The following is a 3716-nucleotide window of genomic DNA, read 5'->3' as shown; positions in this document are numbered from 1 at the left end:
AGGGCGCGATTGAGCACCAGGTCGGCCTGGGCCTCGGTCGTGGCCGCGCGGGTCTCGTCGGTATAGGCGAGCGCTGCGGTGGCCCGGTCGGTGTTGGTGCGCACGACATTGCGCTCGACCTCGGCGGTCGAGGACCATTGCCAGCCGGCCAGGGCCCCGTTGGCGGCGGCAGCGAGGCGGCCGTCCTCGGTCTCCGAGCGGCGCTTCAGGGCGTCGGTGGCGAAGGGGGAGAGACCGAGCCTGGCGTCACTGTCCGTGGACTCAAAGGTCCCATTGACCGTGGCCGAGACGCCGTTGCCCAAGGGCTTGGCCCAGACCCCGTTGAGGGTGACGTCGTTCGAGCGCGGCTGCAGGGTGCGCGCGGCGCCATCGCCGCCGACCACGTCGCGGTCCGCCTCGGTGATCGGCTGGGTGCGGGTGACCTTGGCGTCGAGCAGCAGCCGCTGGCCCTTGAGAATCTTCAGATAGCCCAGATGGGCCGCCGCCGTGTCGCCGGCGCCGGCCGTAGGCTCGGTGTCCGAGGCCTCAGCCAGCCAGGCCTTGAAGCGCTGGCGCAGGACGATGTTCACCACCTTCTGGTCGGCCGGATAGCCGTATTTCAGCGAGACTTCCTCGGGCAGGATCTCCACCCGGCCAATGGCCTCGGTGGGCAGGTCGCGGATCTCGTTGAAGCCGGAGACCCGGCCGCCATTGATCAGCACCACCGGCCGGCCGCCATTGCCCTGGCCGCTGGTGAGCTGGGGCGCGAGCGCGGCCAGAAGCTCGGTGACATTGGCCGCCCCATAGGCGCGGATCTCGCGGGGCGACAGCGTGACCTCCGGGGTGATGTCGCCAATGACCTGGCCCGGCAGGGTGAGCTTTCCCTGGACCACCACCTCCTCGACCTCAGTGTCTTGGCTAATATCGCGCTGAGGCGGCGCGGCGGCGGACGCGGCCGTGGCGAAGGCCGCCAGGGCGCAGCCGGCGAGCAGGCGCGCGGCGAGGCCGTGGCCGTGGGGACGGGAGATCTTCAAGTCGGCGATCCTGGCTTTGGTCGAGACGGGAGGGTGGCCTTAGCGGCCTTGGACCCCAGATAGAACGCCGGTGTTGCAAGATGTTTGCGTCGTGTGGCGCATGCGTTGCGGCTTCCAGAGCGAGAGCCCCCAACCCAGCCGTCATGGCCGGGCTTGTCCCGGCCACCCATGATCGCAATCGTCGTGTCGGGAGAGCTGCAGCGATCGCCGCGCGCGCTATCGGGAATCGGGTATGTATGGGTGGCCGGGACATGCCCGGCCATGACGATCGTTAGGGGGACTAAGCCCGGCGGCTGCGCTTGGAGGTCTTGGAACCCTTGGTCTTCTTGGTCTCGCGGACCTTTTCCACCACCGGCGGCGGTTCGGCGTCCCAGCGGATGTCGGCGTAGCGTTCGCCGCTGGCCAGGGCGTCGAGGGTGACGCTCTCCTGGCCGAACTTCTTGCGATAGGACCAGTAGGCCGCCATCACCTTCTCGACATAATTGCGGGTCTCCAGCGCCGGCATGCACTCGATGACCATCAGGCTTTCGTCGTCGTCGCCGAGCATCTCGGCGGTCTTCTGCAGGGTGGCGGGGCCGCCATTGTAGGCCGCGACCGTGCGCAGGATGTCGTAGCCGACCCCCTGGCTCATCAGCCACGACAGATAGTCCTGGCCGACCTTCAGATTATAGGACGGGTCGAACAGCGGGCTCATGTCGTCGCGCAGGCGGGTGTCGCCGGTGGCGTGGGCGGCGGCGTCGGGCATCAGCTGCATCAGGCCGACGGCCCCGGCCGGCGAGACCACGCCGGGATTGAAACGGCTTTCCTGGCGTACGATCGCATAGACCAGCGCCTTGTTGACCTTGAAGCCCTCGCGCGGCTTCAGCGACGGGACCGGATAATCGGCCTCGGTGCGGCGGCGCGTGGCGGCATAGGCGCCGGTGGCCATGTCCTCGGCCAAGCCGGCGTTGATCAAGGCCGACAGCCGGGTCCAGCGGTCACGTTCGGCGTTGTTGGCGGCGAGGGCCACGCCGGCCCGCAGCTCCTGGGCGGCCTCAGCGACGCGGCCGATCTGGGCCAGGGCGGCGGCGCGGTGGGCGCGCGGGTCGTCGGCCATCATCCGGGTCAGGTCGGCTGAGGATCCGGAATAGGACGCCTTGACCAGGGCTGCGGCGCGCGGCGGGATCGTCGGGCTCTCGATCATCGGAATGGGATCGCCGAGCTCGTGTAGGGCGACCTGACGTGCGGCGATCATGCCGTAGAAGGTGTTGGGCGCGCCCGCCGCGACCAGCAGATGGGCGACGGTGTCCTCGGTGTGACCCTGGGCGCGGGCGGCGCGGGCGGCCCAATAGGCGCCGCCGGCCCGGACCCAGAGATCCTGGCTCTGATCGTCCGCCAACTGGGCCAGGGCTTTCTCGGCCTGATCGAACCGGCGCAGGCGATAGGCCGCCATGCCGATGATCCAGCGGTCGCCGACCGCCTTGCCGACCTCGAAGGCGCGCTTGGCGTCGCCGGAATAGAAGGCTTCCCGCGCCAGGCGGGTGTTGTCGAGGTCGAAGGGACCGCCGCTGCCGGGCGCTACCAGCTGCACCTGGGCCCAGTCCGTGCCGGCCAGGCGCGGGGTCGAGAGCGGCGGCGCCTCGATCGGCTTGCGGCGGGCGGCGAGGGTGGAGATGCGTTCGGCCGGCGGCAGGTCGGAATAGCGCGACAGCCAGTCAGCCAGCTCGTCATAGTTCGACTTGTGCGCCGTCGGATGCATCAGCTGGCGATAGGTGATGTAGCCGTTGAGGGTCGGATCGGTGATCTCGATCCCCTGCATGGCGGCGTCGATATAGTCGCCACGGTCCACGGAATCGAAGGCGGCGGCGTAGTGCTGGGCGTCGGCAGGCGTGAGCACCTGAGGAGTCGCGGCCAGCGCGCCTCCCGAAAGTGCCGCACAGATCGCGGCGAAAGCCACGACCCGGATGCGCCAGTTTGCCGTCATGCCCCTTCCACACTGTCCGTCTCGCGACGAAGGCCGTGTGGCCCCAAACCTCAGACCAGGAAGGTGTAATGGCTTGTATGCGTTAACGGAACCCCGTTTCGCCAGCAGGGTCCCTCACGCCCCGGTGATTCGCCTGCTGGGGGTGTCGAGCGGCCTTGATCCTCAGTCCAGATAGCGCTCGGTCCCCGCGCCATCCAGGCGCCGCACCCGGGCCGGAGCGAGGTCGGCGGGGGGCATCAGCCGGGCGTTGACCCCCATGCGATTGCGGGCCGGATCGACCGGCGCCCAGTGGGTGACGCAGCCGCAGGTCCGACAGCGATGGAATTCGATCGAGCGGTCGTCCCACATATAGATGTCGGTGGCGGCGTCCGGCGGGACGAGACGCACCTGGGCCAGCGGGTAATAGGCCCAGAGCACGCCATAGCGCCGGCAGATCGAGCAGTTGCAGTCGGTGACCTCGGCGGGAGCGGCGTCGATCTCCAGGGCGACGGCCCCGCAGTGGCAGGTGGCGGTGATCATGGCGGATGATCCTGGTCAGGCGGCCGCGAGGCCTCGGATCACCACCTTGCCCATGTGCGCGCCGGATTCCAGGTGGGTAAAGGCCTCGCGCGCCGCCTCAAACGGGAAGACGCGGTCGATCACGGGACGCAGGCCGGACATGGTGACGGCGCGGGTGAGCTCGATCAGGCCCGCGCGGTCGCCGACCGTGATGTTGGTGATGGAGGCGCCGCTCATTTTCA

General features: G+C 69.2%; 3 protein-coding genes and 1 pseudogene. All 4 read right to left on the bottom strand.

The window, feature by feature from the left end; translation table 11 throughout:
• Positions 1 to 1013 (bottom strand): annotated as a pseudogene (locus Q7P21_RS20025) (hypothetical protein); the annotation flags it as partial.
• Positions 1014 to 1293: 280 nt separating this feature from the next.
• A complete protein-coding gene (locus tag Q7P21_RS20020) occupies positions 1294 to 2976 on the bottom strand; it encodes a lytic transglycosylase domain-containing protein (RefSeq protein ID WP_304180085.1) in 1683 nt (560 codons plus the stop codon).
• A gap of 162 nt (positions 2977 to 3138) precedes the next feature.
• Positions 3139 to 3495, bottom strand: coding sequence for a GFA family protein (locus Q7P21_RS20015; protein ID WP_304164507.1), 357 nt, complete (start codon positions 3493 to 3495; stop codon positions 3139 to 3141).
• A gap of 15 nt (positions 3496 to 3510) precedes the next feature.
• On the bottom strand, positions 3511 to 3716 hold a 206-nt coding region (locus Q7P21_RS20010), incomplete at its 5' end, for a zinc-binding dehydrogenase (RefSeq protein WP_304180083.1).

The organism is Phenylobacterium aquaticum (assembly GCF_947378715.1).
GTDB lineage: Bacteria > Pseudomonadota > Alphaproteobacteria > Caulobacterales > Caulobacteraceae > Phenylobacterium > Phenylobacterium aquaticum_A.
Note: the sequence above shows the minus strand (reverse complement) of the source record. Positions and strands in the feature narration are given on the sequence as shown.

Bases quoted from the DNA above. Each gene is read 5' to 3' on its own strand.
- Q7P21_RS20015 (WP_304164507.1), bottom strand. From the start codon at position 3,495: ATGATCACCGCCACCTGCCACTGCGGGGCCGTCGCCCTGGAGATCGAC.
- Q7P21_RS20020 (WP_304180085.1), bottom strand. From the start codon at position 2,976: ATGACGGCAAACTGGCGCATCCGGGTCGTGGCTTTCGCCGCGATCTGT.